The 25,967-nt window shown below is 48.6% G+C and carries 23 protein-coding genes and 1 pseudogene; 2 read left to right on the top strand and 22 right to left on the bottom strand.

What is annotated here, in order from left to right:
- Positions 1-8: 8 nt before the first annotated feature.
- From DQX05_RS05315 to DQX05_RS30560, 6 genes are all read right to left on the bottom strand, one after another.
- Positions 9-797, bottom strand: a complete 789-nt coding sequence (locus DQX05_RS05315; protein ID WP_119791557.1) for an ABC transporter ATP-binding protein — start codon at positions 795-797, stop codon at positions 9-11.
- On the bottom strand, positions 784-1,740 hold the full coding sequence (locus DQX05_RS05310) for an ABC transporter permease (protein WP_119791888.1): 957 nt from the start codon (positions 1,738-1,740) through the stop codon (positions 784-786). Before DQX05_RS05310 ends, DQX05_RS05315 begins: the two co-directional genes overlap by 14 nt.
- Before the next feature lie 27 nt (positions 1,741-1,767).
- Positions 1,768-2,772, bottom strand: a complete 1,005-nt coding sequence (locus DQX05_RS05305) for an ABC transporter substrate-binding protein (protein WP_119791555.1) — start codon at positions 2,770-2,772, stop codon at positions 1,768-1,770.
- A gap of 600 nt (positions 2,773-3,372) precedes the next feature.
- Positions 3,373-3,822 carry a SecY-interacting protein Syd gene (locus tag DQX05_RS05300; protein ID WP_119791554.1) on the bottom strand — a complete coding sequence of 150 codons (450 nt, stop codon included), beginning with the start codon at positions 3,820-3,822 and terminating at the stop codon, positions 3,373-3,375.
- 76 nt (positions 3,823-3,898) lie between these two features.
- Entirely contained in the window at positions 3,899-4,162 is a 264-nt protein-coding gene (locus DQX05_RS05295; protein ID WP_119791552.1) for a hypothetical protein, read from the bottom strand.
- A gap of 537 nt (positions 4,163-4,699) precedes the next feature.
- Positions 4,700-4,840 (bottom strand): hypothetical protein, encoded by a 141-nt coding sequence (locus DQX05_RS30560; RefSeq protein ID WP_182914628.1) that lies wholly within the window; start codon positions 4,838-4,840, stop codon positions 4,700-4,702.
- Positions 4,841-5,136: 296 nt separating this feature from the next.
- Here DQX05_RS30560 and DQX05_RS05285 point away from each other — a divergent pair, with 296 nt between their 5' ends.
- A complete protein-coding gene (locus tag DQX05_RS05285) occupies positions 5,137-6,024 on the top strand; it encodes a helix-turn-helix domain-containing protein (RefSeq protein ID WP_119791551.1) in 888 nt (295 codons plus the stop codon).
- Positions 6,025-6,088: 64 nt separating this feature from the next.
- On the opposite strand, the gene DQX05_RS05280 is transcribed toward DQX05_RS05285, so the two are convergent.
- The 5 genes from DQX05_RS05280 to DQX05_RS05255 form a co-directional block, all read right to left on the bottom strand.
- The gene (locus tag DQX05_RS05280; protein WP_259391787.1) at positions 6,089-6,241 is read right to left on the bottom strand and encodes a helix-turn-helix domain-containing protein; all 153 of its coding nucleotides are present in this window, start codon (positions 6,239-6,241) and stop codon (positions 6,089-6,091) included.
- A 201-nt stretch (positions 6,242-6,442) separates the two neighbouring features.
- The gene (locus DQX05_RS05275; protein ID WP_119791549.1) at positions 6,443-8,407 is read right to left on the bottom strand and encodes a PTS fructose transporter subunit IIABC; all 1,965 of its coding nucleotides are present in this window, start codon (positions 8,405-8,407) and stop codon (positions 6,443-6,445) included.
- The gene (gene pfkB / locus DQX05_RS05270; RefSeq protein ID WP_119791547.1) at positions 8,404-9,330 is read right to left on the bottom strand and encodes a 1-phosphofructokinase; all 927 of its coding nucleotides are present in this window, start codon (positions 9,328-9,330) and stop codon (positions 8,404-8,406) included. The genes DQX05_RS05275 and pfkB overlap by 4 nt, the downstream gene beginning before the upstream one ends.
- Positions 9,331-10,083, bottom strand: a complete 753-nt coding sequence (locus DQX05_RS05265; RefSeq protein WP_119791546.1) for a DeoR/GlpR family DNA-binding transcription regulator — start codon at positions 10,081-10,083, stop codon at positions 9,331-9,333.
- A gap of 331 nt (positions 10,084-10,414) precedes the next feature.
- Positions 10,415-10,681, bottom strand: coding sequence for a DUF6809 family protein (locus tag DQX05_RS05255; protein ID WP_119791544.1), 267 nt, complete (start codon positions 10,679-10,681; stop codon positions 10,415-10,417).
- 93 nt (positions 10,682-10,774) lie between these two features.
- Here DQX05_RS05255 and DQX05_RS05250 point away from each other — a divergent pair, with 93 nt between their 5' ends.
- Positions 10,775-11,026, top strand: a complete 252-nt coding sequence (locus DQX05_RS05250) for a helix-turn-helix domain-containing protein (RefSeq protein WP_310735644.1) — start codon at positions 10,775-10,777, stop codon at positions 11,024-11,026.
- Between the two features lie 493 nt (positions 11,027-11,519).
- On the opposite strand, the gene DQX05_RS05245 is transcribed toward DQX05_RS05250, so the two are convergent.
- From DQX05_RS05245 to DQX05_RS05195, 11 genes and pseudogenes are all read right to left on the bottom strand, one after another.
- Positions 11,520-12,101, bottom strand: coding sequence for a CbrC family protein (locus DQX05_RS05245; protein ID WP_119791540.1), 582 nt, complete (start codon positions 12,099-12,101; stop codon positions 11,520-11,522).
- Positions 12,102-12,122: 21 nt separating this feature from the next.
- A complete protein-coding gene (locus DQX05_RS05240; RefSeq protein WP_259391786.1) occupies positions 12,123-13,034 on the bottom strand; it encodes an RHS repeat-associated core domain-containing protein in 912 nt (303 codons plus the stop codon).
- A gap of 159 nt (positions 13,035-13,193) precedes the next feature.
- A complete protein-coding gene (locus DQX05_RS05235) occupies positions 13,194-13,706 on the bottom strand; it encodes a hypothetical protein (protein WP_119791536.1) in 513 nt (170 codons plus the stop codon).
- 92 nt (positions 13,707-13,798) lie between these two features.
- Entirely contained in the window at positions 13,799-14,191 is a 393-nt protein-coding gene (locus DQX05_RS05230; RefSeq protein ID WP_119791535.1) for a hypothetical protein, read from the bottom strand.
- A 30-nt stretch (positions 14,192-14,221) separates the two neighbouring features.
- Positions 14,222-14,812 (bottom strand): DUF4291 domain-containing protein, encoded by a 591-nt coding sequence (locus tag DQX05_RS05225; RefSeq protein WP_119791533.1) that lies wholly within the window; start codon positions 14,810-14,812, stop codon positions 14,222-14,224.
- Positions 14,813-14,875: 63 nt separating this feature from the next.
- On the bottom strand, positions 14,876-15,757 hold the full coding sequence (locus DQX05_RS05220; RefSeq protein ID WP_220483157.1) for an RHS repeat-associated core domain-containing protein: 882 nt from the start codon (positions 15,755-15,757) through the stop codon (positions 14,876-14,878).
- Between the two features lie 609 nt (positions 15,758-16,366).
- Positions 16,367-16,687, bottom strand: a complete 321-nt coding sequence (locus DQX05_RS05215; RefSeq protein ID WP_220483156.1) for a DUF7716 domain-containing protein — start codon at positions 16,685-16,687, stop codon at positions 16,367-16,369.
- Between the two features lie 85 nt (positions 16,688-16,772).
- Positions 16,773-17,423: an RHS repeat-associated core domain-containing protein gene (locus DQX05_RS05210; protein WP_259391818.1), complete on the bottom strand. Its 651-nt coding sequence runs from the start codon at positions 17,421-17,423 to the stop codon at positions 16,773-16,775.
- Between the two features lie 76 nt (positions 17,424-17,499).
- Positions 17,500-17,721 (bottom strand): annotated as a pseudogene (locus DQX05_RS33020) (cytoplasmic protein); the annotation flags it as partial.
- A 353-nt stretch (positions 17,722-18,074) separates the two neighbouring features.
- Complete coding sequence (locus DQX05_RS05200) at positions 18,075-18,326, bottom strand: DUF7660 family protein (RefSeq protein ID WP_119791528.1); 252 nt, start codon at positions 18,324-18,326, stop codon at positions 18,075-18,077.
- A gap of 12 nt (positions 18,327-18,338) precedes the next feature.
- Positions 18,339-25,955 carry an RHS repeat-associated core domain-containing protein gene (locus DQX05_RS05195; protein WP_119791526.1) on the bottom strand — a complete coding sequence of 2,539 codons (7,617 nt, stop codon included), beginning with the start codon at positions 25,953-25,955 and terminating at the stop codon, positions 18,339-18,341.
- Between the last annotated feature and the right edge of the window lie 12 nt (positions 25,956-25,967).

The following is a 25,967-nucleotide window of genomic DNA, read 5'->3' as shown; positions in this document are numbered from 1 at the left end:
TTTTTTATCTATCCCAACAGCAAGCGGTCATCCGCCACTCCCTTCAACTGGGCGAATTTCTTCAACAACACCTCGATCGTAAGATGCTTCTTCTCCTCTTCCGGCACATCCAAAATAATCTGGCCGGCGTCCATCATAATCAGGCGGTTGCCGAGCTCGATGGCTTGCTGCATATTGTGCGTCACCATCAGCGTCGTGAAGTTGGAACGCTCGACCACTTCCTTCGTCAGCGCCGTAATCAACTGCGCCCGCGCCGGATCAAGTGCGGCCGTATGCTCATCCAGCAGCAGCACCTTCGGCTGCGTGAAGGTCGCCATCAGCAGACTGAGCGCCTGCCGCTCGCCGCCTGACAGCAGGCCGGCCTTGGCCGACAGCCGGTTCTCGAGCCCGAGATGCAGCGACGCCAGGCTCTCCCGGAACAGTTCCTTCCGCTTCTTGTTCACGCCCCGGTGGAGGGTGCGTCTTTTGTCGCGCGAGAAGGCGACCGCGAGATTCTCCTCGATTGTCATCGTCGGCGCCGTTCCGGCCATCGGGTCCTGGAACACGCGTCCGATCTTGCGCGAGCGCTCGAATTCGGAGAGGCCGGTTACGTTCTCGCCGTCGATCTCGATGGTCCCGCTATCCGGCGCCATCCCGCCCGAGATAATATTCATCAGCGTGGACTTGCCCGCTCCATTAGAACCGATAATCGTTACGAAATCGCCCTCGCGAAGCGTCAGATTCGTATTTTGCAAAGCGATCTTCTCGCTCGCCGTCCTGCGGTTGAACACTTTCCGAATCCCGTCAAGTTTCAGCATGGCTTTCCCCCCTTGCTCCCTGGTCGATGTCGATGGACACATGCGGAACATCTTCCTCGGAGGATTTCATCCGCCTGTCTTTCCATGTAGCGAGAACCCGCATCATGACGAGGGCGGAGACCACAATCGCGGCGGTCAGCAGCTTCAGGTCATTCGGATCCAATCCGATGCGGAGAGCGAGCATAATAATGAGACGATAAAGGATAGCTCCTCCGACTACGGCGAAGGTCGCCCGCCGGATGGAAGCATGGCCAAAGACGGCTTCCCCCATAATGACGGAGGCCAAGCCGATGATGATAATTCCAATCCCCATCGAGACGTCCGCAAATTCTTGATATTGGGCGATAAGCGCGCCGGATAGCGCTACCAATCCGTTGGACAGGCTCAGCCCGATAATTTTCATATTGTCGGTGTTCGCGGAGAGGCTGCGGATCATTTTCGCATTGTCGCCGGTGGCGCGAATCGCCAAGCCAATCTCCGTATCCAGGAACCAGTCGATGGCCCATTTGATGAGGAGGACGAATATTCCTACGGCTGCCAAAATCGCAATCGGCTGCAGGCTGGACACAAAGGAGACAAGCTGCGTGAACAAGGTGTTCTCCCCCAACAGCGGCGTATTCGCCTTGCCCATAATCCGCAAATTGATCGAATACAAAGCAATCATCGAAATAATACCGGATAGCAGCGTATTGATTTTCCCTTTCGTATGCAGCAGGCCGGTTACGGTTCCTGCCACGCATCCCGCCAGCAGCGCGCCCAATGTGGCGAGCAGCGGGGAATAGCCGGACGTAATCATGACCGCCGCCACGGCTCCCCCGGTGGCAAAGCTGCCATCGACGGTCAAATCGGGAAAGTCGAGAATCCGAAACGTTAAGTAAACGCCCAGGGCCATCAACGCGTAAATGACCCCTGCTTCCAAAGAACCCGTCAGCGCATATAGCACGATAGCATCCTCCTAATTTGGAACGACTTATTTCTCAATCAGGATTGCGCCTTGTGTCATCTCTTCCGTCAAAGTGATTCCTTGCGCCTCCGCCGCCTTCGGATTAATCATCAGTTCGAGCTTCTCGGAGAACTGGACGGGGATGTCTGCCGGCGATGCGCCCTTCAGCACCTCCACCGCCATCTTGCCTGTCGTGTAGCCCAGATCGTAGTACTGGAATCCGATCGAGGCGAACGCGCCTTCCCCGACCGATTCACTGCTCTCACAGAACAGTGGAATGTCCTTGTCATTCGCGACCGACACGACCGAGCTGAGCGCCGAAATGACCGTATTATCCGACGTAAGATAGATAATATCCGCGCGCCCTACCAGCGAATCAGCGGCCTGCTTCACCTCGGAGCTGTTCGTTACGGTGGCCTCGACCGTCTCCAGTCCGCTGTCTTGCAGCACCTGCTTGACGTTAGCGATATTGACGACGGAGTTCTGCTCGCCGGAATTGTAAATAACGCCTATCTTGCGGGCCTCGGGGAAAAATTTCTTGATCGTCTCCATCGTCTTCTTGATCGAGTCCGGATTCGTGTCGCGCGTGCCTGTCACATTGCCTCCCGGCTTCTCGAGACTGTCGACCAGCTTCGATGTGACCGGATCCGTCACGGCCGTGAATAGAACGGGGATGTCTTTCGTCGCCTTCGCAACCGCCTGCGCGGTCGGCGTGGCGATCGCCAGGATCAGGTCGTTTTTGTCGCCGACCAGCTTTTGGGCTATCGTGAGGTTGTTGTTCATGTCACCCTGCGCATTGTGGAAATCCACTTGCAAATTGACATTTTCCTCGTACCCGGCATCCTTCAGCGCCTGCAAAAAGCCTTCTCTCGCCCCATCCAGCGAAGGATGATTCGCGTACTGCGCAATGCCGATCTTGACCACCTTTTTACCGTCGTCATTCTTGCCTGTGTCCTTTGGTTCACTCGAGTTCCCGCATGCCGCCAGCAGCAGCAGCGAACAAACCATAACAATCGAAAAAAACGGTTTCATCCAATCTCGCTCCTTTACAATAAGGATTGTAATTGTTTGCGCTTTCATGATAATAAATAGATAAAACGCGTATTGGCGAGTTGTCTGAGTGTCAAGCTCTCTTGCGGTCATCGAGACATGAAATGTGTTCCTCTGATGCTTCATGGAAAGTTCGTTCGAGCAGGTCTGCGTGCTGCGTTTGCATGGAAGGTTAATGTGAATGCGCTTGGCCTGGAAGCTAAGCGCTGCTGCCTGGTAGCATAGATGCGGAATGTTACGTAAACGTGTATACATAGATGCGCAGTGTCTTGCTGGAGTTGCAACCGGATATCGAGGTTCTTCATGGGGTTCATCGCAAATTATAATACGTTTTTTCGATGGTCCGTTATTTTAACGTTATAATATCACGGCCTCATAATGAGTGTCAATATTTAGACACATTCAAATATACAAAGTGTGATTTATGTCATAGTATACGTCTAAATACAAAAGACTTGAAGGGCACGGAGCCAATCAAGGTCGATTGAACATATACTTATTTTGATATTCGCATGTCCCTAATCAGAGCTTCCAAAGATTCGGCTACTACAATGGTATCTCCTGTTTCGTCATTCTCTTGCATTATTTCTCCCGTCTCGTTATGAGTAAAGCCGCATCTTCCGGTGCTATGAACCCAATCTGAATATGCCGGAAAGGGGTAGCCTGACGTTCCTCGTATCTTTTTTGAGTCATGAAAAAGCTAATCATATCCTTATCGGGCTCCACAGGTTCTAGAAAAATTCGCTTTGAATGATAAAATCCTTGGAGTTCCAAAAACCAATATGAATTGAAATATTGTTGTATTGAAGGATGCAAGCCCAAACCCAAGTTTTCCTCTATTACTTCAAAATTATCTTTTTTCTCCTTTTCAGCCGGCTTCCAAAAAATATAATCCTCTTCATCGGGCTCACCCTGGTACAACATCGGGTTTGCAGCCTCATCATATGGTAACTTTGGCAAAGTTCCAAAGCTGTAACTCCAATAACTCAACACGTCATCGAAATGATGCCGCAATGCTTCTTGTACACCCATTCGCTACACCTCTTAACCGTTTATTATTTCCTCAAGCTCAGTGGCCCAGAACCCGCCATCCGCTACAGAGTTGAGGTCAATTCGCTTTATCTCGTCCGCCTGTCGTACCTATCGAAAAATAATGTTCACTCCTATGTCTGGTATTTTTGATCTTAAAAAAGTTCGTTTGCGATGTTCCAAATTCCAAGTAAGGGGGAGCAAATTCAGGCAATCCAGATTCTATTAAAAACGATTTGACTTGTTCAGGAAGTGGTACTCCCTCAAAATCCATAGCTGAAAAATAGATGTGCTTCTCATTTTTCATCGTAGCTCCCATATGTTGTTCTTTTGAATTTGGCACTTTGAGCCCTCCAGGTAATTTATTAATAGTTGGGCACATCGTCAACCGTAATCACTTCTAAGGTCACACCATTCACCGCATTATGAAGCGCCTCCATAAAATCATCACCCAAGTGATGATCAAAGTTAAATTACTATGCAAGGAGTAAATCTTGTATCTGGAGTATCGCTTCTGCTCCTTTTCGTATGAAGAATTCATTTATTTTTGTTCTATTGTTTGATAATTTGAACCGCCAACTCCAATAATTCCGAGCGGCCTATAACATGAAAATCCCCCCTCACTTTATTCGTGAGAGAGGTGCATTTTTTCCTATATTCAGGTCATTAGTCACTGCTTTGTGAAATAAACCGGTTGGCTTGGTGGAACCAGCTATCCAATACTTGTTCCTGCATATTAATAGGCTTTTTCGTCAATTTTGACTGCCTATCCCTCTCTGTAATCCTCAGTTACACCGTATCGATATAAGATTCGGATGCAATCGGAACCGTACTTGCTGTAGATAAAATGACAGCATTCAAGATGATTAGCAACTCTTCCTTAATGCCCTCCAATCAGATGATGGTCACTGCGCAATTCTAATTTTACGGCTGTTGATGATGAATCGGTGTCGGGCGAAGCTGCTTGCTGATAACCAAAAAATAAGGCGATAACCAAAAATGCACTCGCGATCTTATTCATATAATTTTTCCCCTTTCTCACATAGCTATTTATTCACTAACTCTAATTTAACGATAACATGGTTCGAATTCGATCGATAAATAAGGATAGTTATATTTTGTTCCAATAATGTGAAACCGTCCGGAATCCGACCCAAATCGGCAGGGAAGTGAAAAAAATTACCGAAAAGCCATAAAAATACATCTGTATTATTCCGAAAAATACAAAAGGAGGAATTTAAATTCCCTGCCAGGACAAGCATATTTCCTCCAGCATCCGATAAATAAGTGTAAAATTGTGTAAAGAGGAGGGACTATATGGTTTATACGTTAAATGCCATTGAAATTGGGAAAATTATTAAGGACTTGCGTGTGAAACAAGGATTGAGCCAGCAGGCTCTGGCGAAGGGGATTTGTACGCAACCTCATATCAGCAACATAGAAAATGGGCGAGAAATACCATCTGGCTTCATATTATACTTACTGTCCAAAAAATTAAGAGTGAATGTCAAATATTTATTTGATATCCACAACGATTCCAATATCACTTACAAAAATAATATTAAATTTATTGTCCACTCCTTTATTGAAGAAAATGATTTCGGACAAGTGCTAAAGATTCTGGAAGAAGAAAGCCATCTTTTTGAAGGATCCGAAGATCAGCAATTCCTCCTCTGGGCGAAAGCGATATCTCATTACTATTCCTCTAAGGACTCTAGTTCATGCTTAACGATGCTGAAAACAGCATTAAGAAAAACTTGCAAATGCTTAAAGTTTTGTTCGGAACAGGAATTGACGATTATTAACAGTATTGGCATCTTGCTATCTGAATCCAGCCAAAACCGCAAGGCTCTGCGCATTTTACATTGGACGTACCGCCATATTCATCGGCATTATTATATCGAAGACAGGACATTGCCAATCAAAAACATCTACGCGCTCGCACGTTCGTTATCAAGAAATCAGGACTATCACAACTGTATACACTATTGCAGCAAAGGAATCGAACAATGCTTGAAATACAATTCTCTCTATCTTTTTGGAGAGCTGTATTATGAAAGAGGGTTAAATCACTATTTTTTAAATCAGCATACATCGGCATTAGCGGATTTCGAACAAGCCATTATGCTGTTCAAGCTCAAAAAACAATATAACTTCAAACAATTTGTCGAAAATAAAATAAAGGAATTTGAACTGAGAAAATAATGACGTTTTATTCTCTCGTTACGCCGGGGACGATCCTGGTCTTGCGAATGGCCTTTGTGGAGATTCACTCTTGGACCTTGATCAACGGGTTGTAAGGATCTGCTTCCAGCTTGGCGGTATACTCCTTAGCTTTGCAGCCCGTATATCTTCTAAACAGCTCGTAAAAATGCGCCATATTCTCGATTCCAACCGCCTCGGCAACTTCCGTCACCTTCATGATTGAAAATCGTTCCTTTTTTCCTCTATTGCTCCAATCCCCTTATCTCTCCTATTTGCATGTAGTTTTCATGCACAATATCAAAAAAAGACCGTTCCGAGGGTTCGCATGCTTGGAACGGCCGTTATAGCTGGAACGATTATTTATCTCAGGTCACGTCATGAGCTTAACATGCTGACCTCGCAGATCTTTTACTTCAAATTAGACTCTTACTTTCTTCTTCCATACGCCCAGCGCAAGGGCGGATACGATCGAACCGATCAATATCGCAAGAAGATACAAGAATGGCTTATTGACTAAAGCGATAACGAAGATTCCCCCGTGTGAAGCAGGGAGCGTAATGCCGAAGGCCATCGCAAGACCGCCCGCAATCGCAGATCCAAGAATACAGCTCGTCAGTACACGGAGCGGATCAGCCGCAGCAAATGGAATCGCTCCTTCCGTAATGAACGACAAACCCATGACATAGTTGGTCACGCCGGATTTTCGCTCGCTCTCGGTGAACTTGCTCTTGAAGAACGTTGTCGCCAGTGCGATCGCTAGCGGCGGAACCATACCGCCTGCCATGACTGCAGCATGAGGACCGAGGTTGCCCGCTTCAATCGCTGCAATCCCGAACGTAAAGGCTACTTTGTTAATCGGGCCGCCCATGTCAACCGCCATCATACCGCCTAGGATAAGACCGAGCAGAATCGCATTTGCTCCATTCAAGCTGTTCAGCCAATCCGTCATCATGCCGTTCAAAGCCGCGACTGGAGGATTAACAACCGTAACCATCAAGATGCCCACGATGAGCAACCCTAGCAGCGGGAACAGTAGAACTGGCTTAATTCCTTCCAAGGCTTGAGGCAGGTTCTGAAGGAGACGCTTCAACAGAATAACAACATAACCGGCCAGGAAGCCGGCAACAAGCCCGCCAAGGAAGCCGGCACCGGCTTCAGCCGCAAGATAACCGCCCACAATACCCGGCAGAAACGCGGGGCGATCTCCGATACTGCTTGCAATAAAGCCAGCCAGAATCGGCACTAGAAACATAAAGGCGGCTTTCCCGATCATGGATAGAAGCTCTGCGATCTCACCCTCGGCGTTAATTCCTCCAACAAGGAATGATAACGCTATCAAGATACCGCCCCCAACAACGAATGGAAGCATGTTGCTTACCCCATTCATCAGGTGCTTGTAGACGCCGCGCTTCCCGCCGCTGCCCTCTTTCTGCTCCGTCTTTTCTTCGGAAGCGCGGTAAACAGGTGCGTCTTGCTTGAGTGCCCGCTCAATGAGCTGCTCGGTCTTGCGAATTCCATCTGCAACAGGAACCTGAACCACATGCTTACCGGCAAAACGATTCATCTCGACTTGCTTATCCGCGGCCACGATAACCGCCGTAGCTCGAACAATGTCATCTGCGGTCAGCCCATTTTTAACACCTGTCGAACCGTTGGTCTCGACCTTAATATCGATGCCCATATCCTTCGCCTTCTGCTTTAATGCATCCGCGGCCATATAGGTATGAGCGATGCCTGTCGGACAAGCCGTAACAGCAATAAGGTATGGACGATCCTGTTCAGATGCCGGCCGAGCATTCGCAGCAGAATCTTCACTCGACCCTTGGGCCTTGGCTTGATCCTTGGTTTGATCCCCGGTTCGCTTCTCGGCTTGCGCCTTTTCTTCCGCTTCGGCCGCTTTGGCCGCTTCCGCCGCTTGCTCTGCCAGCACTTCATTTTCACGCTGGTCCACGATGCTTAGCAATTGCTCCACCGAATCCGCCTTCAGCATTGCCTCACGCATATTCTCATCCAGCAGCGTAAACAATCTTGACAGCGTCTCGACATGGGTATCATGCGCATCATCCGTCGCAGCGATCATGAAGAACAAATGCGCCGGCTGCTCATCCAGCGACTCAAAATCCACGCCTTCGACGGATCGTCCAAAGCATATCGCAGGCACCTTTACCGCAGCCGTCTTCGCATGAGGGATGGCCACTCCGTCCCCAAGCCCTGTTGTACTATGGCTTTCACGAAGCATAATCGCTTCTCGAAAAGCCTTAGGATCGCTTAGGCGTCCTGCTTCTTCTAACTTAGCAATCAGCTCATCAATAACAGCTTCTTTCCCCGTCGAATGAAGATCGAGGATGACCGTGTCCTGCTTCAGTAGATCTGTAATTCTCATGATGTACTCTCCCCCACTTGTATCAGTTTAATTTGCGGAAGCAGTTCTTCAATATATTCCTTCTTGCACAAGTCACTTGAAAATGCCGTTGCACTGCCGGTTGCCACGCCATAAGCGAAAGCCTCCTGAATGGAACCGGTTATGGCATAACGTCCGATAAAGCCTGCAACGAGCGAGTCTCCTGCACCTACCGAGTTGATCACCTTGCCCTGCGGCACATTCGCCACGTAAGCTGCTTCTGTGGTTATAAGCACTGCGCCGTCACCAGCCATGGAGACGATGACATGCTGTGCACCCCGATCAACCAATTGGCGGCCATAGAGCAAGACATCCTCTAAGGATTCAATGTTCACATTGAAGAATTCTCCCAGCTCCTGCTGATTGGGCTTTGCGAGAAACGGACGGTAGGGCAGCAGCTCAAGCATGGCCTGTCCGCTTGTATCGACAACGGCTCGAATGCGCTTATCCATGCAGCGCCTCATGATATCGCCGTATAACCCTGGGTCCAAGCTTGAAGGAATGCTGCCTGCAAGGACCAGCGTGTCGCCGTTGCTCATCCCCTCAATCTTGACAAACAGTTCATGGACCTTATCTTCCGAGATGGCAGGACCTGCGCCATTGATCTCGGTCTCTTCCCCGGTCTTCAGCTTGATGTTAATCCGGGTATCTCCTTCGACCTTCACAAAATCGGTCTCGATGCCTTCGTTATTCAAACCGTCTTGAATGTACTGTCCCGTAAAGCCACCGACAAATCCAAGAGCTTTCGTGGGTACGCCGATCCGGGATAATACCCGCGAGACATTAATTCCCTTGCCGCCCGGATATTTCTGATCTTTCGTCATTCGATTCAACCCGCCAACCTGGAATTGGTCCACGTACACGTAGTAATCAATCGAAGGATTGAGCGTCATTGTATAAATCATTTATTTCACAACCTTTATTACTTTCGTCTTATTGTTGATGGAGCTCTCTTCTTCCGGTTCCAACTGATCAATAACAAGCGCTGCCTCATCGATAGCCGCGAACTGTACAAAGCAGACCTTGTTCCACTTGCTTCTGTCGGCAACGACGTAGCTCTTTTCGGATAAATGGAGCGCCATCTTCTTGATGTTGGCCTCTTCGGGATCTGGCGTCGTATAGCCAAGCTCCTCATGAATGCCATTTGTGCCAAGAAAGCATTTGTCAAATCTATAATCCTGCAAGCCGCGTACTGCTTGACTGCCAATTAACGCTTTGGTGAGCCCCTTTATCTTTCCCCCAACAACATAAGCCTGAATGTCATATTCATAAAGAGATTCAAGATGCATAAGTCCATTGGTCACGACGGTCACCTCTTTATCAACAAGCAAAGGAATCATCTCGTAGGTGGTGCTCCCGGCATCGAGATAAATGCAATCCCCGTCTTGAATAAGAGAAACGGCAAGCTCAGCGATTCGTTTCTTTTCACTTAACTGCTTGGTGGACTTTTCACTTAAAGAAGATTCCATCCCTTTACCTTGGAGCAGGGCTGCACCGCCGTGAACCCGCTTCAGCAGATTCTCGCTTTCCAGATGGCTCAGATCTCGCCGAATCGTTGCTTCGGAGGAAGCGGTCTCATGAACGAGCTCTTGAATCTTGACGACTCCCTTTTCCTTGAGCAGTTCCAAAATAATTCGATGTCGTTCCGGGGTTAACATCTTATCATCTCCTTCAACGCTATTGTATTGAAACCGCCAACAAAAATCAATCATATTCAATCAGAATCAGTCACTTTTTATTATTTTCGTTCACTTTTCGTTCAAAATCAATCAGATTATGACAAAACTCGGGAGAAAAAAGGCTCACTCCTCCTTATCAGGCATTTTGCCGCTGCCAGAGCGTTCGGAGAGCAAATTGCCCTGGCGGTCGTACTCCAATTCGGTGCGGCTTCCGTCGTCCTCCAGCAGCGACAGTATAACCGTTTCCTTCTGGACTTTCCCAGCAACCGATTCTAGCTCTCGCGCACATAGTCTTCACTGTCCCTGTCCCTTATTTCTCCCCAGCGCCTAAAACTTCGATCATCATCATTGCTCCCAGTTTAAAGCCGTGTACAAAAGAGTCCGGCGCATTCATTTCAGCAACCAAATTCATCAAATCTTCAAGCCGATCATACTCGCTTTCGGGCAGTCGCTCCCGCCACCTTTTCATCTCCTCCGTAATTTTTTGGGTCGTGTCACGGCATGCCGGATCTTTGGATACGATCTGCGCTTCCGGGCAAAGATTACCGTGATACAGTTCTCCTAAGATGGTTTTCATATGTGCACCCCCTCTCTTCTATAATCAGAACCTTGAGGTTAGTTTAGCGAGTAATTCGCTAAAAGTAAATAGCGAATTACTCGCTAAACTATAATGATATTTGAGGTGGTGCAATTGTACAAACGAATTCGAGATCTGCGAGAAATGAAGAACATGACACAGACACAAATAGCCGCATATCTCAATTGCAGCCAACGTATTTACAGTAACTACGAACGCGGTGATGTCGACATACCAACCAGAATCCTAATCCAACTGGCTGACCTGCACAACACGAGTACAGACTATCTTTTAAACCGAACGGATCTTAAGGAGCCTTACCCGTCAAGTAAAAAACGTAAATAACAATCAGGCGCTGCCGACCTGAATGTCAGGATGCAGCGCTTGGTACATCCGCTTGTAACATCATTATCCACTTTATGATAACCCCTATGCCTTGATACCACTAACAGATGGGTCTGGCTCTGGAAGAAATATTCTATTAGAAGCATGATTCATATCCATTCCAATTTTCCTAATAAGATGCGTGCTTGGCTGGGCACGCAGAAGCCAAAAAAGAAACCTTGAAAGGCATTTGGCCAATCAAGGTTTAAAAACATTTTTATTAGCTCAACTATCTACCTTCAGTTATCACCATTTCAAATCCTGTAGCGATAATACTATATATAATCGCTCTTCGCTATATTTGCGTGGTTAAAGATAGTTTGGGAATGTTCTCTATAAAACAAACCCATAGAGGCACTGGGTTTTTGAATTCCCTAGCTCTATGGGTTAATTATAAATCTAATTAACAATAGATCCGATCGAACTACTCATCTTAAGCATCTCCTTCTATCGTTTAAGTGTGATCATAGTGTAACCTATATTGTCCACACTCTACACACTGATAAAGTCCTATGTCATCCCCTAGTTGTTCAAGAGATAGACCACAATCTTCCTCTAATCTTTTTACTTCGTCTTTCAATTCAACTTCCATACTGATCAATTGATTTTTATCCAAATAACCAATAAAAATACAGTACTCATTACAATGACTCAACCACTGTGGCTCTTGCCAAGATACATAGCTAGGTGTACAGAAAAGTAGTTCATCTAGCTTTTTTTCATTAATTGGCTTAATTTCATCATATCCAATATAATACTCATACTGATTAGTTTCATCGTTATAAGTAACTGAGAGCAATTGATTGTTATATTCTACTGCTCCTTGAAAGACGCCTCTATGATTTTTAGCAGCTCTTCCATCATGAATACACCACGGACAGATACTTTCAATCTCATCAATCGAAAAAAAAGCCCCTGAATAGATGTAATCCGTTTCTTGATTACAAACTTCGCATTTCTGATTGAGTGCTTTTGTAAAAATACCAATATCATAGGCATTTGGATTATATCTAAATTGAGGTAATTTATCTCTCATGTTGCATCCTCCTCACAATTCTCAATTCCTCTTAAATCCATTATATCCATGGTATGAAACTTCAAGGATTTCAGCATGTGTCCTTTGAGCAATAACAAGTAAGTTATCTAAATCGTATACAGCTCCACCTCTACCAATGGGAGTTCGATGATGAATATTATAAGGCCATGCCGCTTGTCCTAATTGTTGGCTAATATCTGCAAAAGGAGCATTCCCATTACGCATCCGTGCTTTATTAGCTATATGGTAAGATACAAATTCATCTGCGTACTTCGTATTTGAAACTGCTTTCCAGAAGTTCTTTTGAAAATCACTAAAACTCCTGAAGGATTTTCCTGCCAATTGATCTGAAACCTCTTTTGGAATAAGATCAATATTTCCATCAGTCCCTCTTAGTATAGTCTTTGTTTTATACCCACCTGTAATAGTGCCTGGACTGTTTCGCCTATTAGCCGCTGATTTAGGTGGCTGTATTTTCAGACTATCCGACTCTTCATACGGCCCTTCCTTCTTACCGCCACCACCGCAACCAACATTCTGGCTGCTATACCCGCTCGGGTCCACATACCTTATCGGGTTGTTGCCCACGTACACGTACAGGTTCAGGCCGTCGCCGCGGTACTCGTCCTCTTGGGTGAACCGGGCAATGACCGGGTTGTAGAACCGCGCGCGCAGGTAATATTGCTGCGTGACGGGGTCGAATTGCTCGCCCGCGTAGCGGAAGCGGTTCGGGATGCCTTCGGTGGCGGACAAGGTATGCCCGAAGGCGTCCTGCACGTTCTGTTGATGATCACTTTCTCTTTCATTTCTTTTAATCCCATACAAAATGACGAAAAATGCCCCACTTTGAGGTGGTGTAACAAAGGACCTCAGATGAGAAGCTAATTGAATATCGAGATTTGGTAAAGCTACCGCTCCAACTATACTCCACAAAACAACTTCCATTTGCTCTATTGTACTTTAGGCATAAAAAAGTTCCCCTCATATTAGCAGGTTTTATTATTTTACCTGTCTATTATGAGGGGAGCATATAAGTCAAGGTTTAACGACTTTTGGAACAGTATATTTGTGTAATATATATTTGATAGTTTATTACCACCCTATCTCTTTCCATTCAAAAGAATATGCTAAAACATCAATACATGAATCATGGCCACATAATACCCAATGTTTTACTTTTGGGGCTGTAAACCCATAATTTTCTTTTAAATTCGATTCAACAACCTCATAGAATCCTGGATTTGGACAAACATCAGTTTTGTTCCACTCTTCACTTAAAGACAAGCCTCCATAATAATATGGGTCAAATATGCTAAAATCATATTTTTCATAGCCTTCCATTTTACCATATATATTAAAAAGGCATATTGGCTTAAATTTGATTTCGATAATTACGCTTCCAGCTTTATTATATTCTTCATCCGGGATTGCACCTCCATATTGCTGTTCTAGTTTAGAAATAACTTTGTCATAATAATTCTTATTATATCCACACATAACTTGCACTCTTACTTCACGATCTTCATAACCAATAAATTTAGCAAAATCATGAGATGGACTTATCATCCACGGCACCTTAACAGGCATAATTTTCATTTTTGACATATATTACGCCCCCGTTCTCTAAGGAAGTCTTACAATCTCTATACATGACAGTGTGATGCCCTGCCTCTCTTTGTTTGGAAGTCGGTATATCATTATTCGTTAAGAGATTCTTTTAGATGATGTTTTAGAGCTTCTGCTTCCCAACTTAAGTTTGGTGATATTCTTTTTTCTATTAGATATATTAATCCTTTCTTGGATTTAATTTTTCCAAGTGCGATCCATGCATGTACAGAAATATTATCCAATTCGTATTCTTGGATAATTAACAATTTATCCTCAATAGTAAGCAGTAAATTCTCTGTAAAGTTCGAAATCCAGTAAGAAGCCGTCATTGAGGCGTCACTAGAATAATCGTCTAATGCAAACTCAACTAGGATATCTAATAATGCCTTATCATTAAGTCTTTCCTGAAAAAAAGTGTTCGCCTCTTGTATACTGTGTGTGGAGTCTATTAAAAGATCTCTGATTAAATCTTTATCATACATTGTTTTTTCCCTCCAGTTCCAAATCAAAATTTATTTTATCATTCCCAAACTTTTCTTTACCGAGTAATCAACTTTATACTCTATTTCAGTAGGTAATAACATAATCTCAAACGTTCCAAGCTTAATTTGTTCTCTCCATTCACAAACGGTTGTTGAAATATCATTAATGCTACAAATCCATTCATTTAAATATTGATTTACTGCTCCCCCACTTAAACCAAGTTGAATAGCTTTTTTCTCTAGTTTGTTTCCATAAATATCTCTGTCAGGGTCCCATTGACATCTTATTTCAGAGTTCTTTAATTTTGATTTCCATTCTGCAGGGGTACCATGAATTTTTGATTTATATTTTGTAAGTACTGCCCTAGAAAGAATCAAATCAAAACCCTCCCTCACTATATTTATAGATAACACTCTTTCCTGATCTTTCTTTGTTCCCCAACCAGATCTATACATCATCCAAAGGAATGACGGTTTTATCCAGGTCATTCTATTTATATTAAAAGATGATCCAAATCTACCTTCGTTCAAAACTTCATCTGCAATTTTATTATTAAAAGCTTGATAAACTGTGACCGTATTTTCATTATATTTCGCATGAATTATTTTATATTCTGACATCACATGACCTCCAAATAAAGGAAGAACTGCGAAATATAATCCTCACAGTTCTTTTTGTACGAGTTACTTTTTCTTAATAGTATCTTCTAGCATTTTTACATTAATTAGATTGTCATTAAAGGTCTCCAATTCTGATGGAGTAATTCCATAGTTAATATGTTCACCTTTTTTTGGTAACCCTTCATAATGATATCTAATATTAGGGGATTTCTTTGATCCTCTTTGAGGTACTGCCGTTTTTTGAATGTACTCAAAATACTGACTTTTCAACTCAAATTCGACAACAACTTCTACTGTCCCTTTATTTACTCCGTAGTTGGTAAACCCACCCATACTTTCTGGTGCAGTTAATTTATCCAAACTTGTTGTAGTCCATTTTTCCGGGTTTTTTCCAGGAAGAGCAGGTTGCAACTTTTCTTGGTCAATAGTAGGAACAGCCTCTTCCATACTCATTTTTCTGTATATCTTTACGCCTTCATTTTCATTCTCGTTTCTTCGATAAGGCCCTTCCTTCTTACCGCCACCACCGCAACCAACATTCTGGCTGCTATACCCGCTCGGGTCCACATACCTTATCGGGTTGTTGCCCACGTACACGTACAGGTTCAGGCCGTCGCCGCGGTACTCGTCCTCTTGGGTGAACCGGGCAATGACCGGGTTGTAGAACCGCGCGCGCAGGTAATATTGCTGCGTGACGGGGTCGAATTGCTCGCCCGCGTAGCGGAAGCGGTTCGGGATGCCTTCAGTGGCGGACAAGGTATGGCCGAAGGCATCGTACTCGTAGCTGTTGACGATGCCGCCCAACCGGTTCGTGATATGCACGACGTCGCCGTGCTGGTTGTTCAGGTAGTAGTAGGCACCTCCAAGGCCGTCCACTTGGGCCAATAATTCATGGCCGCGCACATAGGAGGCTTTGGCGCTCCACTCCTCGTCCAGCTCGTTCACCATATTCCACCCGTCGAACACGAAGCGGCTGGTAACGCCGTTCTCGCAAATGCCGCTGCGCAGCCCTTCCGGGTCGTAGTCATGGCGGACATAGCTGCCGTCCGGCTTCTCGACCTGCGCATAGGTCGTGAGAGCATTCTAAAACCATGTGTCCTTCCGTTTTGCATGCAAATAATAATTTACCGCAAATAAGCTATTAGACCGCTCATTTGGGTAAATGTTACTCGAAAGTCGGAACACCATTAATATTTTATTTTAGGAAATTCATTTAATTTATTAAAATATATATTTGCTATCAGTTTTTGATTTAATATTACAGGGCAATTCGCAATTCGGACTCTACCATTCCATGCTGATTGAAGATAACCCACTCCTGAACCTGAAAGAAATTTGTCAATTACTCAGAAACTAACCTTACTACCTTGTAGCCGGCCACAAACCTGATTCTTACTGCCTTAATGCCACTTGAACAAATACATGGGTTACGTGTGCTATTCTTCATTCCACATTGGGTAGCCCCACAAATAAAGAAACCTTGAATGGCTGAAGCATTCAAGGTCAAAATTAACTCAAATTACCAAAAAATTTTTTTATGCTCTCGTTGTTCTATTATTTTAGTACTATAAAAGCATCATTATCATAGTAGTATAAGAAAGCTTCAAATAAATCATTATCTGTACACTCAGCCTTTTGTTCAGAAATGTTCTTGATGATTCCTTTTACGGTTTGTATATCTAATACATACATTAAATTATTATCCTTTGCAAATTTAGGAACTTCATCACTGTCATCTTCCACATCATCTGGATCGAGTATAGCACCTTGTGTATCTAGACTCCACGTCTCGTCTTCTGGAAGAAACAACGCATCCGACCACTCGAATTGTTCAATATTATTTAGTATATTTCGCACTGCCATAAGTTTTTCCATATTTCCCCCCATTAAAAAGTTATTAATTGGATTTTACTTTAATAAAGCACTAGAGTCTATCAAGATAAGTAGAGAAGAAAATGTATTATTTTTTTCTTTTCCTACCACCTCCCCAATTTTCCATCCCTCCTTTTCCATCAGGATGGAAAATACCCTGTATTTTACCCTTTGCTGTATGCTGATCATAAGGTACTAATTGTAGTATCCCCTCTCTACTCGGCTCGTGATGCCAAGTAACATCTTGAGTAGGGGCTTTACGTGGAAATGCTCCCCTTTTCCCTGGTTTTACCCCATCGGTAATTCCTGGATACAATGCCTCCATTTTTTGAGCAAACCTCGGATCTACTTGGAAAGCCTCATGTAATTGTCTGTTTGCTTCTTGAAAGTGTCTAGCATCACTTACACCAGGGTACATATGTTTCGGTAATTTTACTTCATAAGCAACCGAATATATTCCCTTATCAGAAGACCATTGTTGAGGATCATTCGTCCCTCCATAAGGTCCTTCCTTCTTACCGCCACCACCGCAACCAACATTCTGGCTGCTATACCCGCTCGGGTCCACATACCTTATCGGGTTGTTGCCCACGTACACGTACAGGTTCAGGCCGTCGCCGCGGTACTCGTCCTCTTGGGTGAACCGGGCAATGACCGGGTTGTAGAACCGCGCGCGCAGGTAATATTGCTGCGTGACGGGGTCGAATTGCTCGCCCGCGTAGCGGAAGCGGTTCGGGATGCCAGCCTTCGGTGGCGGAAAAGGTATGGCCGAAGGCGTCGTACTCGTAGCTGTTGACGATGCCGCCGAGCCACCGTTACGTTAACAATTTGATGGAATAAGCGATGATTTGGCCATCTGGGTATTTCCCTTCCCATCCACAGCCCATCCTCCAGATTGATAAAGTCGAACACTTTTTCATAAAAATTATTAGTTTTCCCATTAACAAGACGATTACCGCACACATATAAATATCACCTTGTACCCCTTCGAAAATGTCCAAATAACTTATAGGAAAGAAATTATCGGAGTAGTTTTCCCTTGGCGGTCCCGGTTGAACATGTCATAGAAATAGGTCGTGGTGCCGCTGCCAGAGCGTTCAAAGAGCAAATTGCCCTGTTGGTCGTATTCGAAGTCGGTGCGGCTGCTGTACGCATAGCTCGTTCCCTGGCCGTGCCGCTATATCTCGTAACCTTGCACTGGGTGTGTCCCTGTACCAACATTGTTCCTTCCGCATAAGCCAGCTCCCGGATGTTCCTAATGCATCCAGTTATGATCTTGTGCATCAGGGCATCCAAAAAGGCTTATTCCTCCCCATTGTTGAAGTTGGAATAAGCCTCTAAAAGTTTTTCAAGTATATTGCAGAGTATTTTATTTGAAGGAGGAGAACGATTACTCGTATCTACTCCCAACAAATAAAATAAAAGCTAACGAATCCCAATCTACACCCTCCGAAAACTCTCTCTTGGATTCTTCAATTTCGTATCTATCCTCAACCCAAGATGCAATTCCATTAAGGTAATCTGCAAGGTCTGTATTTGCCCACTGACTTGGATTTTGTTCTAAATCTTCAGCTAGTGCATGAATAAAAGTTATAAACCCTTCCACATCTCTTACACTTTCCAATTTTTCATGAATACTCAAATTCAAGTCCTCCTATTCGATAATTTCCTTCATCCCTTTTCCAATTTTTAAGACAATAGATTTACCGTCGATCTTTGTAGAAAATTTCCATGCATCCTGATAAACCTCTTCCTTAGAAGCCCACTGAACTGGAATTCTGTCTAGGTCTGCAAGTCTGGAGGCCCCTAGCCTTCTATGGTCTAGTGTCCATATATTCCCCTTCCCGTCTTGCCAAACTCTTATCGGATTTAATTCAAATATTTTAGAAGGGTTTTCTGAAAATGTCTTAGCATTATCAAGTACCGTATACTGTCCAGTTTGGTTACTGATAGAGCTTTGCATGAATCTTATTTCTTTAGGATTAAGTGTTTCACTATTATTTGGAAGATTTTCGATCATCCCTCCAAATTCATCTGTTATTCGCTTAATGCCTATTTCACGTTCTTTTTCATAATCAAACTTAAACTTTGAGTTCGAGGATTTACCATTCCCCTTATAAGGCCCTTCCTTCTTACCGCCACCACCGCAACCAACATTCTGGCTGCTATACCCGCTCGGGTCCACATATTTTATCGGATTGTTGCCCACATATGCGTACAGGTTCAAGCCGTCGCCGCGATACTCATCCTCCTGAGTGAAGCGGGCAATGACCGGGTTGTAGAACCGCGCGCGCAGGTAATATTGTTGCGTGACGGGGTCGAACTGCTCGCCCGCATAGCGGAAGCGGTTCGGGATGCCTTCGGTGGCAGACAAGGTATGGCCGAAGGCATCGTACTCGTAGCTGTTGACGATGCCGCCCAGCCGGTTCGTGATGTGCACGACGTCGCCGTGCTGGTTGTTCAGGTAGTAGTAGGCATCTCCTTGGCCGTCCACCTGCGCCAGCAATTCATGGCCGCGCACATAGGAGGCTTTGGCATTCCACTCCTCGTCCAGCTCGTTCACCATATTCCAGCCGTCGAACACGAAGCGGCTGGTCACGCCGTTCTCGCATATGCCGCTGCGCAGCCCTTCCGGGTCGTATTCATGGCGGACATAGCTGCCGTCCGGTTTCTCGACCTGCCCGGTCCGATTGAACGCGTCATAGGCATAGGTCGTGGTGCCGCTGCCAGAGCGTTCGAAGAGCAAATTGCCCTGGCGGTCGTACTCGAACTCGGTACGGCCGCCGTCGTCCTCGTCGAGCAGCGACAGCAGACGGTTGCGGCTGTCGTAGGCATAGCTTGTGGCATGTCCGTCCAGCACGCGGCGGATGCGGTTCCCGGCAGGGTCGTAGCTATACGACTCCTGGGCGCCGCTGCCGTAGTCCACTTCCTGCAAACGGTTCAAGCGGTCATAGCTGTATAGGGTAAGCTGATGATGCTCCATCTTGGCAATCTGGTTGCCGTTATTGTCGTAGCTGTACGTATGGCGCATCAGGTCCCGGCCGTCTTGGCCGGCCGCCCGCAGACTCGTCATCTGGCCGTCCCGGTCATAGCCGTATTCGACGCTGATCCCGCTTCCGTACAGAATGGAGGCGATGCGGTTGCCTTCGCCATAGCGGTACTGCGCGAGACGTTCCCGGCCCTGCAGCACTTCCTGGATACGGCCTATTTTATCATAGCGGTATTGCGTATGTCTGCCTGCGGCGTCGGTCAACCCGGTTACCTGTCCGTCCGGGTCATAGCGGAACTCGAGCAGTTTACGCATACCCGCACCCGCAGCCTCCGGCTCAAGCGCATCCATCGGATGCCAAGACTGGGGAGCGTCCGCTCCCTTCGCTCCGGCGTTTGTCAACGGGTCCGCGACCGGAGATGATCCGGCCCAATCGCCCTTGCGGCGGATGCCAAGCGGAGGTTCGCTCGTATATTTCGCCGCCAGTCTGCCGTCCGGCGTATACGTATAGTCATACCGCATCCGATCATTGTCGGCCGTTCGCAGCGTGCCATCCTCGTTGTAGACGTAGATTTCTTCCGCGCCTCCTGCGGCTTCTCTTCGCTTCACCAGTTGGTCGTCGAAATTGTACGCATACTCGGTAACGCGCTCGTTTCGATCGATCTGCCGCGTCAGCCGGCCCTGGCGGTCATATTGGTATTTAATATGCTGCTGCGACGGATCCTCCACCGCCGCCAGCTTGCCCAGACTGTTGTAGCGGTACAAGGTCGTATGGCCGTTGGCGTCCGTGGAGCTGATGATATTTCCTGCACGGTCGTAGCTGTACCGCTCTTCGCTTCCATCCGCACGGGTAAGCACCCGTATGTTGCCCCATGCGTCCAGGCCGTGGCGCGTCATGTTCCCTTCGCCGTCCACAATGCCGGTAATATTGCCAAGCGCGTCGTACATGTACTCCTGGCTTACCTTGCCGCGGGCCGCAGCCTCTGCGGTGCGGATCTGCTTCACCCGGCCGCCGATGGTATACGTATATTCCACGCCAATGCCTTCGCTCAGCTTTCGGATCAACTCGCCCGTCTGATTATAACGGTTCTGCTCCACGATCTGACCGCAGGCATCGCGAACCTCGATCAGCCGATTCTGCACATCATACCGATAGATCGTGCCATCGCCGTCATCCGTAAGCGGATTATACTGGTTCGGCGACACCCGCTTGATGATCTGTCCCGTCTTGTCATAGAAGAGGCGCGTCGTCTCACCCCGCTTGCCTGTCGTGCGGATGAGGCGATTCATCAGATCATAGCTATAGGCCACACGGTGGCCGTTCGTATCCGTCTCCTCCAGTACATTGCCCGCACGGTCATACTTGAAATAGACGCTCCGCGCCTTGCTGTCCTGGCGTTCCCGGCGGCTAATCTGAATGACGCGATCGGCTCGATCGTAGCTGATCTCGGTCTCATAGCCTTCTGGCGTGACCAGCTTGATCATATTGCCGTTCCGGTCATAGCGATAGGAGGTCTCGGCGGCGATCTGATCCTCGCTTCCGTTGACCGAACGGCCCTCCGCCAGATCTTCCGCATCGATCAGATCGATCTTGCGTTCTAGCAGCCCGACCGCGTTGTACTCATAGCGGGTGACTTGTTCCTTCTGCTCGCTCAGCTTGCGCTGCTCGGACGTAACCTGATTCAGGCAATCATAGGTGTAGCGGATCTCGGCTCCCGTATCATCCTCGACCAGGATGACCCGGCCGAGCTTGTCATGCCGGTAGCGGATACGATGGTACCGGCTCGCATATTCGGTCGCCCCAACATGCTCCGCCGTCCGCCGCTCTTCCACGAGACGGCCGGCCTGGTCATGCCGGTACAAGGTCAGCTTGTACAGAATCGCCCCGCCCTCGGCTTCAACCGGCTCCCGCTTCTCGATCAGCCAGCCGGCCCGGTTATAGGCATACAGCGTACCGAAGCGCTCTTCGTCCGTCTCGCCGCTTAACCACCCGCGGGCATCGATCATTTTGACGACTCTGCCTTCCTCGTCATACAAGAAGCGCTTGATGACATGGCCCTCCGGATCGGTAATCTGAACGAGGCGGTTCATCGCATCGTAGACATACTCGGTGCCCGGACCGTCATCGGTCTCGGGATTATACCGTTCCGGATCGATCGTCTTGATGATATTGCCGACAGCATCATACTTCGTGCGGGCGATGCTGCCGTCCGGGAACAAGCTTCGTATGCGGCGGTTCCGGTGATCGTATTCATATTCGACCCCGGCCCCGTCATCCTCCGCCCGGCTATATTCGTTCGGATGGACGGCCTTCACCAGATTGTCATGGATATCGTACATGACCCGCTGCTCGTTCTGCATCGGATCCGTCGTCCGAATGAGGCGGTCCATGAAGTCGTAGCGATATTCCGTCCCGATGCCGCTGCCCAAGCGCTCCACATATTCGTTCGGCAGCACTTTTTTGATCAAATTGCCCATCGGATCATAGAACAGCACCGTCGTGTTGCCGGCCGCATCGATGATGCGCGTCCGCTGGTTCAGCACATTGTAGGCAATCTCCACCGTGCCGTAGGAGGTCGTAATGCTCGTCATCCGGGCCGCGGCGTCATAGCCATACTTGAACTGCTGGCCTTCCGCATCCTGTACGAAGGTCGGCGCATCTGTATGCTTGACCTCATGCCGGAACGTTGTCGCTTGGCCCATCGGATCGATGCGGCGGATCAGCCGTCCGAATTCATCATACTCATAAGCGGTGACGGATTCGTTCGTGTCGTCGATCCGCACCCGTTCCTCCAGCAGATTCCCCCGGGTATCGTAGGCGTAACGAGTCTCGCTCCCACCGGTCGTCGCCATGCGAATCCGGTTCCCGTCTTCGTCGTACTGGTGCTCCACCTTCGTGCCATCAGGCCGAATCTCCTCCAGCAACTGGCCATAGGCATCGTACACCCAGCGCGTGACGGTGCCGTTGGCGGCCGTATGGCTGTCCTTTTTCTGCCAGATATCGTAGGTGTAGGCTTCCTGCGTGCCGTCATCGTAGTGCGCTTCCGTAACCAAATAATCGCGGTTGTATTTGTACGTCTCCACGACTCCGGTGGCATGAAACGTAAAGGTCGTCATCCTGGCCCGCTCGTCGTAGACGATATCCGCGACATGGCCCTCGCCGTCATACTGGCGAATGACCCGATCGGCGCTGTCGTACTCATTGCGCACATAGGTATGGCCATTCTGATCGGTAATCGAAGTGAGACGCCCTTCGCTATCATAGGCGTACGTGACCTCGCCCTTGTTCGGGTAGGTGACCCCGGCCAGCAGATCGCCCGCATACCGGTATTCGACCATGCGCCCGATGTTGTCTGTGATCGCGGCGAGCTTGCCGTTCCTCCAGGTAAAAGCAAGCTCCTTGCCGCCTTGCGTCGTCAACGAGCGCAGGCCTTCCTCGTCATATTCCAGCTCCGTGCGGTTGCCGTTGCCGTCGCTGAACGAGACCAGCCGTCCGGTGGACCCGTCATAGACATACGTGTATCGTTGATGCTTGACGACATATCTCCCTCGGCGCGGCTCCTCGACTAACCGGTAATCGAGCGCTCCCGACCGTTCATTGCGCCATTCGCCATCCTGGAGGATGAAGCTCTCATAGTGGCCGTCCATACAGATAAGGAAGGCGCGATCCTCTACTCGGGTCAGCGAGCTCTCCAGCGAACTAAGCCAGCCTTTGCCCAGCATGCCCACGAACGGGTTCTGCGAATTGAAGCTGCGCGTCAGCTCCAGCGTATCACCGATATCATGCACGACCAGATCAGTCGCTTGCAGATAGAACCGGCCTTTGGCGACATCAATCGGGTCTAACCTCGTCACCAGATTTCCGACATTGCTCACGAGGGATTTTTTCAACTGGTCGAAAAAAGTATCCTTGTCGATGGTCCCGTTCTGCAGAAGCTGGATCGCGGAACCTCCAGCCATATCCCCGGTGACGGACGCGCCGTAGCGGCCGATCCGGCTTTTTCCTCCCATGAAGGAGAACGCCGCGCCGAATACGCTGCTTACCGCATTGTTCAGGAAATTCACATCGCCGGAATTGGTGATATCGAGCACGCTTGAAGCAACGAAGCTTGCACTATATCTGCCGCCGAACTGGGTGAGCGGACCGGCCCCGCACGGAACGCCCTTCAACACGCCGGCCGAGAGCGTTCCGGCCAAGGCCCCGTTATAGAAGCTCTTCAAATAATGCCCGGCCATTGCTTTCCAACTGAAGGTGCCGTCCAATGGCTGGTATGGATCAAATATCGCCGTTATCCCCGCACTCATCGTCCCGCCGGTCACACCGCCGGCCAACAAAGTCGTGCCCCCGGCCAAGAAGCCTCCGCCCAGCACGGAAATGGTGACCGAGCCGTATTTGACGATATTGTACAGTTCCTCGTCGCCGCCGAGCACCGTATCCCGCATGAAGTTATAGGATTGGCTCAGATCGCCGACCTGAGCCTTGGCGAAATCCTCCCGGCCCTCCGCGATCTCGCTCGCGCCCACGATGGCCGAGACGGTGCCGGCGGCGCCGACGATTAGCGGCAGTGCGGCGCCTCCGGTCGCAACCGTCGCGACCGCTACCGCGACGACGCCGACCACCAAGGCGATGGCGCCGAACCCGAACTTGCTCTTCGCCGCCTCCGCCTTGGCAATGCACGCCTCGCGATAGGCCAGCGCCTGAGCGTTGACCTCTTCCATCAGCTTGGCGTCCTCGGCCAGCTGAGCGCTGTCGTCGAAGGTCTCGGCAGGCGGTTCGCCGGGCTCGCCCAGATAGATAATCTTCGCTCCTTGAACATAAGTCGAATCCTGGATCGCGATCGCATGCGCCGGATCGACGTATTCCCCCGGACTCCGGCTGATGAACACATCTTCCCCCGCCGAGATTGAGATTCGCTTCGGCACGGCCGCAGCCGCCTCCGACGCAGCGCTCTCGCTGACCCCGAGCGCCACAGCATTTGCGGCGCTGAGGTACAGATCGGTATCCGCAGCGATCTCCACGGTGCCGTCTCCGGACAAACGCACTTTGATGCTGCCCTCGTCATTGGCGCTGAAGACGACATCCTGTCCGGTCAGCTTCATTTCCTTGCCCGTATCATTCGTTAAGGAGCGCACCTTCGGATCGGACTGCTTATGCCCGTACTTGCTCGCCTCGCCTCCCTTTCTCACCGAGCCGATCGCAATGGCTTCTCTCTCATTCACCGTCGGGAAATGCAGCTTGACGCCCGAGCCCGGCTTCGGCATCAGGTACGAGATCTGATTGTCTATCCCCGTCGAATAAGGGAACCAGCATGTATCGCCCTTCGCCTGGGCGGAATCGATGGCAAGCTGCACCCGAATGCGGTTGCGCGAGATGTCCGTAATCGTCCCGTCCAGCGACAAGCCTTGAACCCGCCGATTGGACTGATAGCCTTGTCTGACGCCATCGGCGGTGCAGAATGTATACGTGTGGCGCAGAAGGCCGTCCCGCACGGCTGATGTGGCGGCGCGGATAACGAACGGCCTCCGGGCGAAGCTGACGCGTCCCCCTAACGGAAGCCAGAGCGGCGTGTCGATCTCGAAGCTGATGAAGTCGGTCTCCTGCAGCTCCGGATTCTCGTTCGTCCGCGCCAGCAGGCTGCGGCGGAAGTCGTTCCGGATGACATATTGCGCATCGCTAACCTCAACCGGTTCCCGATCCGCAGATACGCCGAGCGAGAAGCGAGCGCTTCCCGAAGCCGCATCCGGCACCACGACAGCGCCGAAATGCGAAGCCAGCCGCTTGATGAACTGCCAATCGGTCTCATCATACTGCATAATCAGCCCGCCAATCCGGGCGTGATTCGTCGCATGATCCTGCATATTGGCATGCGGATAGTCCTGCAGCACCTGCTCAATCACATCGGCATAGGTCATATCGACCCGTTGGAAAGAGCGCCGCTTGCGCTCGATGTCCATCGCCCACGTATAGGAACAGGCTTCAGCCTGCAGCGTATACACACCGCGCACACACTGGATATCCAGCTGGCGGATCGAGCCGTGGAACAACACTTCCCCTTGCCGGCTCCCGCTGTCCGGTTCACCGCTGTCCTCCAGCTCCCGGTAGACGATGATCGGCGAGCCGTACCCGAGTTCATGAATATAACTGTCCTTCTTCTCTTCCGGGATGATGGCGCTAAACTGAAGCTGGATATGTTCATTGACCTCTCTCGTTAAGACAAGCCCGGTCAGGCGTTGAAGCTCAACCGGGAGTTCGAGGATTACTCCCCCGTACCGAATCCTCATCCTCTTCCCCCT

It is taken from the genome of Paenibacillus thiaminolyticus, from assembly GCF_003591545.1.
Taxonomy (GTDB): Bacteria; Bacillota; Bacilli; order Paenibacillales; family Paenibacillaceae; genus Paenibacillus_B; species Paenibacillus_B thiaminolyticus_A.
The sequence above is the reverse complement of the archived record's forward strand: the minus strand, read 5'-3'. Positions and strand labels throughout refer to the sequence as shown.